This is a genomic window from Sphingomonas floccifaciens (genome assembly GCF_042681125.1).
Lineage (GTDB): Bacteria > Pseudomonadota > Alphaproteobacteria > Sphingomonadales > Sphingomonadaceae > Sphingomonas > Sphingomonas floccifaciens.
Genome location: NZ_JBHUFC010000021.1, coordinates 1 through 4,939, shown reverse-complemented (window position 1 = coordinate 4,939; position 4,939 = coordinate 1). Strand labels below are relative to the sequence as shown.

At 64.5% G+C, this 4,939-nt stretch carries 4 protein-coding genes and 1 pseudogene; 4 read left to right on the top strand and 1 reads right to left on the bottom strand.

Annotation, left to right across the window (positions count from 1 at the left end; genetic code table 11):
* Together ACFSC3_RS18050 and ACFSC3_RS18045 are read left to right on the top strand one after the other, a co-directional pair.
* Positions 1 to 205, top strand: a pseudogene (locus ACFSC3_RS18050) (recombinase family protein); the annotation flags it as partial.
* Positions 206 to 494: 289 nt separating this feature from the next.
* Positions 495 to 1,697, top strand: coding sequence for an aspartyl protease family protein (locus ACFSC3_RS18045; RefSeq protein WP_013039112.1), 1,203 nt, complete (start codon positions 495 to 497; stop codon positions 1,695 to 1,697).
* On the opposite strand, the gene ACFSC3_RS18040 is transcribed toward ACFSC3_RS18045, so the two are convergent.
* On the bottom strand, positions 1,691 to 2,107 hold the full coding sequence (locus ACFSC3_RS18040) for a MerR family transcriptional regulator (RefSeq protein WP_004212867.1): 417 nt from the start codon (positions 2,105 to 2,107) through the stop codon (positions 1,691 to 1,693). The two genes, ACFSC3_RS18045 and ACFSC3_RS18040, sit on opposite strands and share 7 nt — an antisense overlap.
* A gap of 78 nt (positions 2,108 to 2,185) precedes the next feature.
* Here ACFSC3_RS18040 and ACFSC3_RS18035 point away from each other — a divergent pair, with 78 nt between their 5' ends.
* Together ACFSC3_RS18035 and ACFSC3_RS18030 are read left to right on the top strand one after the other, a co-directional pair.
* Positions 2,186 to 2,812 (top strand): cation efflux transmembrane domain-containing protein, encoded by a 627-nt coding sequence (locus ACFSC3_RS18035; RefSeq protein ID WP_004212870.1) that lies wholly within the window; start codon positions 2,186 to 2,188, stop codon positions 2,810 to 2,812.
* On the top strand, positions 2,812 to 4,779 hold the full coding sequence (locus ACFSC3_RS18030) for a cytochrome c/FTR1 family iron permease (RefSeq protein ID WP_004212871.1): 1,968 nt from the start codon (positions 2,812 to 2,814) through the stop codon (positions 4,777 to 4,779). The genes ACFSC3_RS18035 and ACFSC3_RS18030 overlap by 1 nt, the downstream gene beginning before the upstream one ends.
* The last annotated feature ends 160 nt before the right edge of the window (positions 4,780 to 4,939 follow it).

Here is a 4,939-nt window from a genome sequence, read left to right as displayed (position 1 = left end):
CCAGGCCGGTCTCACCGCAGCCCGCGCTCGCGGCAAGAAGGGTGGCCGGCCGGCCGCACTCGGCAAGGAAAAGCGCGACCTGCCCGTCAGGCTCTACCACGAGAACACGATGCCGATCGCCAAGATTTGCTCGATGCTCGGCATCTCCAAGCCAAAACTCTACGCCTATGTGCGATCGGCCGAGACCAAGCCGGTAGCCGCGTAGCGACGCTCGCCGACAAATAGCGCGATCAGAATGCCGCCACTTAGCGCGAGCGTTTACACCGTTCGCGGTCCCGATCGGCCCAGCGTCCCCCGGAACCGTTCGTTATCGGGAAGGCATCTAAGCGGTCTGCACCATCCTTCATCTAAAGTTCTCCAAGCGCTTCTGAGGATTTTCGGGCGCACCAAAAGCACTTGCTCCTCCAGTGGCTGGAGCATGTAACCGCAATTTGCTCTCCTGCGGACGGGGGGCTGGAGGTGGCTTTTTGACGGCCCGTGTTGAAGCAATCGGTATGTCTCGACGCTCATTAGTGGCGCGGCTGGTGGCCTGTGGAACCGGCTTGGTGCTCGGTTCTCCAACGCTCGCGCGACAGACTTCCCGGTCTGCGGGCTCGTGGAACTTCGGTGCGGCTCACCTCGAATGGGAGCCGCTGGAAGTCGGCACGGGTGATACCCTCCTTGTTTCGGCACAAGTGCGCGGAGTGCCGGTGCGGGCGGTGCTCGACAGTGGCAGCGGCGCGTCGATCATGAGCACGGCGCTCGCGGCGAAGCTCGGCTTGAACGATGGTGAGCGGCGCATGATTAGCGGGCTGAGCGCCAAGGCCCCGGTGCTGCTGGTCCGCGACATCGACGTACAGCTCGCCCGCGAAACCCGTCGCTTACCCTTTGCCGTCGTTGGTGATCTGAGTTCAGTGTCGGCGGCCTTCGGACGACCGATCGATATCCTCCTCGGTGCCGATATGTTCACGGGTAGCTGCATCGCGCTCGATTTCGCGAAAAGGCGTATGGCGGTCGTCAAGTCAGGCACGTTTCTCGCCGGTCCCGACTGGCGCGCTGTCGCGCTCGGGCGCGGTGCCAAGCAGGAGCTGTTCATTCGAGCTTCCGTCTCGGGTTTGCCTCCCGTGCCCTTGATGATCGATCTTGGCAGCTCGGCCGCGCTGATGCTCTCGTCGGCCTATGCCCGCGATCAAGGGCTGTTGAACGGGAAGCTCGTCTCGACCGCGGCGATCGGCGGCGTCGATGGTGTGCGTATCAACGATGCTTTCACGATCCAGAACATCAACATCGAAGGGCTTGGCGTCTCGAACGTCCCCACACTCGGGATGAGAGCTTGGCTCTCCACCAGCACGGTTGGCAATGTCGGCCTACCGCTGATCGCTCAATTCGACGTGGTGTTCGACGTGACCGCCGGATTCGTGTGGCTCCGGCCACTCGGTCCTCGTCGTCGCCTGCCGATGCTGAAGGACCGTAGCGGCCTTGGCCTCGCAGCCTCACCAACGGCGCTCACCGTTGTTCATGTGGCGGCGAACAGTCCCGCGGAAAAGGCTGGCTGGGCGGTCGGCGACCGGATCGTGGCGGTGAACGGCCATTCGATCGATGCGAACTATACGCGTGGGGAGCTCTGGCAAGTGCGCTCCCGGCCTGCTGGCACCCTCGTAAAGCTGACGATGGCCTCGGGTGATGTGCGCGAGCTCAGGCTGGCCGATTATTATTGATCGGCTTGAGGGTGGCCTTTGCCGATCGCCTTCATGATCCGACAATCGGCCATGCGCGCCTTGGTGCAGCTCTGGCTGAGCATTGCCAACTCATCCCGCAACACCGCGAGTTGCGCCAGTCTCTCCTCCACATCCTTGAGGTGCTGAGCAGCGATAGCTGAGGCGGCACCACAATCCTGGTCCGGGTTCTGCGCCAGCCCCATCAACGAACGGATCTCGTCGACGGAGAAGCCAAGCCGGCGACCGTTGCGGATGAAGTGCAAACGCTCAATGTCACTGGCATCGTAGGTTCTGCGACCCGACGCCGTGCGAGGGGCGGATCGGAGCAACCCGATCGACTCATAAAAGCGGATCGTCGTCACCTTCGTCGAGGTCTCGCTGGCGAGCTGCCCAATCATCACCGGCTTCATCATGCCATCCTTGCTTATGCGAACGTGTCGCACATTTCGCTTGCTTCTACAGCGACTGGAGGTGGTAAGGAAGGCCGCATGAATGCTTCTACCGAAAGCTGCGGGTGCCACGGGGAGCCCGCGCGCGCGCAAACCGATCCGGCCTATCGCCGTGCGCTGCTGACCGTCGTGGTGCTCAACCTCGGCTTCGGAGTCGCCGAGCTGTTCGGCGGGTTCATCGCCGATAGCCAAGCGCTGAAAGCGGATTCCCTCGATTTTCTCGGGGACGGGTCGATCAGCCTTATCGGTCTTCTCGCGCTTGCCTGGTCCGCACGGGCGAGGGCAAAGGTCGCGCTGACGCAGGGGTTGTTTCTCGGTGCGCTTGGCGTGGGCGTAATCGGTTTCGCGATTTGGCGCGCCCTGAACGCAACCGCGCCCGATGCCGAACTGATGGGCACAATCGGCGTTGTCGCGCTCGCGATCAATGTCGTGTCCGCCTTGGTGCTTGCGCGTTTCCGGGAAGGGGACGCCAATGTTCGCGCGATCTGGCTGTTCAGCCGCAACGACGCGCTCGCCAACGTGGCGGTGATCGCCGCGGCCGGTCTGGTGGCGTGGACAGGAAGCGCCTGGCCGGACCTCGCCGTCGCCGGCCTCATCGCCCTCCTGTTCCTCCACTCCGCTTATGAAATCGTCACTGGCGCTCGGCGCGAATTGGGAGAGCGGTAGTGCGTCTGCTCGCGTTGATCCGGGCAATGCTCTCGTTGCGGCTGCTCTCCGCGCTCGCGGCGCTGCTGATCCCTGCTGCGGCAATCGCCGAACCCGGCGACGTGCAAACCGCATGGCGGCTGCTCGACTATATGGCCGTCGATTATGGCGGCGCGGTCGCCAACGGTCGGATCAAGAGCACGTCGGAATATGCCGAGATGACGGAGTTCGCCGCGTCGGTCTCGACACGGCTTCAGGGCCTGCCGGCGAAGCCGGAGCGTCAAGCCCTCATCCAGCGGGCTGCCAACCTCCAGGCGGTGATCGCGGAAAAGGGACCGACTGAACAGGTGGCAACATTGGCGCACGGGCTCGCGGCCGATCTGTTGCGCGCCTACCCGGTGCCGCTCGCGCCCGATAAGGCTCCGAACCTCGTCTCCAGCGATGCCCTGTTCCGACAATCCTGCGCGTCCTGCCACGGGATGACGGGCAACGGCCGTGGCCCTGACGCCGCCAAGCTCGCTACGCCCCCGATTGCTTTCACCGATGCCGAGCGCGCGCGCCAGCGCAGCGTGTTCGCGCTCTATCAGGTGGTGACGCAAGGCATCGACGGGACCGCGATGCAGAGCTTCGCCGATCTGCCCAACGATCAGCGCTGGGCGTTAGCATTCCGAGCCGGGAGCTTCGCCTTCACGGATGCGCAGGCGCGCGAAGGCGAGCGGCTTTGGAAATCCGACCCGACCCTTCGCCGGCGCATTCCGGACCTGAAAACCCTGGTCGCGCTCACCCCGGCCGCGCTCGGCGCGGCGATCGGCGACGCCAAGGCTGACCCAGTGCTCGCGTTCCTGCGTCGTCATCCCGAACAGGTGATACAACAGGCTCCCGGCTCGCTCGCGGTCGCCCGCGCCAAACTCGCCGAAAGCGTGGCGGCTGCGCGGCGCGGCGATGCGCGCATGGCGAAAGAGCTGGCGCTGTCGGCCTATCTCGATGGGTTCGAGCCGATCGAGCCAACACTCACCGCGCGCGACGCGACGCTGATGGGTCGAATCGAGGGCGCGATGGGGGAGTTCCGCGCCTCGATCGACCGGGGCGCGTCGCCCGATGATCTCGCGGAGAAGGTCGCAGTACTGGGCGGCCTTTTCGACGATGCGGAAGCGGCGCTCGCGCCTGATGCCGCCACCGAAGCGTCCACGTTCCTGGGCGCGTTCACGATCCTGCTGCGTGAAGGGCTCGAAGCCCTGCTCATCGTTGTCGCCATGATCGCGTTCCTGCGTAAAGCCGAGCGCGGCGAGGCGCTGCGGTACGTGCATGGCGGCTGGGTCAGCGCGATCATCGCGGGCGGGATCACCTGGGCGGTCGCCACCTATGCGATCGGGATCAGCGGTGCGAGCCGGGAGCTGACGGAAGGGTTTGGCTCGCTGTTCGCCGCGGTCGTGCTGCTCTCGGTCGGGATTTGGATGCACGGCAAGGCGCAGGCCGATCAGTGGCAGCGCTATATTCGCGAGAAGATGTCGCGGGCGCTCTCGGGCGGGTCGGGCTGGTTCCTGTTCGGGCTGGCGTTCGTCGTAGTTTATCGCGAGGTCTTCGAGACGATCCTGTTCTATGCCGCGCTTTCGGCGCAAGGTGACAACGGGATGCTTCTCGCGGGGGCCGGGTCGGCGATTGGACTGCTCAGCCTGATCGCTTGGGCCATGCTTCGCTACAGTCGCAAGCTGCCGATCGCGCAGTTCTTCCGCTATAGCTCCTGGCTCATGGCGGTCCTGACCGTCGTGCTGGCGGGTAAAGGCGTCGCCGCGCTCCAGGAAGCCGGCCTTATCAACATCGCACCGCTCGCGGACGTGCCACGGCTGTCGATGCTCGGCGTGTTTCCCACTTGGCAATCGGTGCTGGCGCAACTCCTGATGGCGGTCGCCATTGCGGTCGGGTTCGCCTGGAACGGGCGCGACCGATCCCGCTCGGGTTCCGGCTCAGTGACCCTTGGTTCGAATTAGTGCAATGACATGAAAACCCTTCCGTGATAGAGGCAAGCTAGTGCGAGCCTTTTTGCCTTTCCTGACATGCCTGATGCTGGTCCTGACCAGCTTCTCCGGCATGGCCCATGCCGCCGATCTGGCGGGGGGAAGCATCGCGGGCGTTGAGTTCACGGTCCAT

Excerpts from the sequence above, each read along its gene's own strand:
- ACFSC3_RS18040 (WP_004212867.1), bottom strand. The coding sequence starts at position 2,107 with ATGAAGCCGGTGATGATTGGGCAGCTCGCCAGCGAGACCTCGACGAAG.
- ACFSC3_RS18035 (WP_004212870.1), top strand. The coding sequence starts at position 2,186 with ATGAATGCTTCTACCGAAAGCTGCGGGTGCCACGGGGAGCCCGCGCGC.
- ACFSC3_RS18045 (WP_013039112.1), top strand. The coding sequence starts at position 495 with ATGTCTCGACGCTCATTAGTGGCGCGGCTGGTGGCCTGTGGAACCGGC.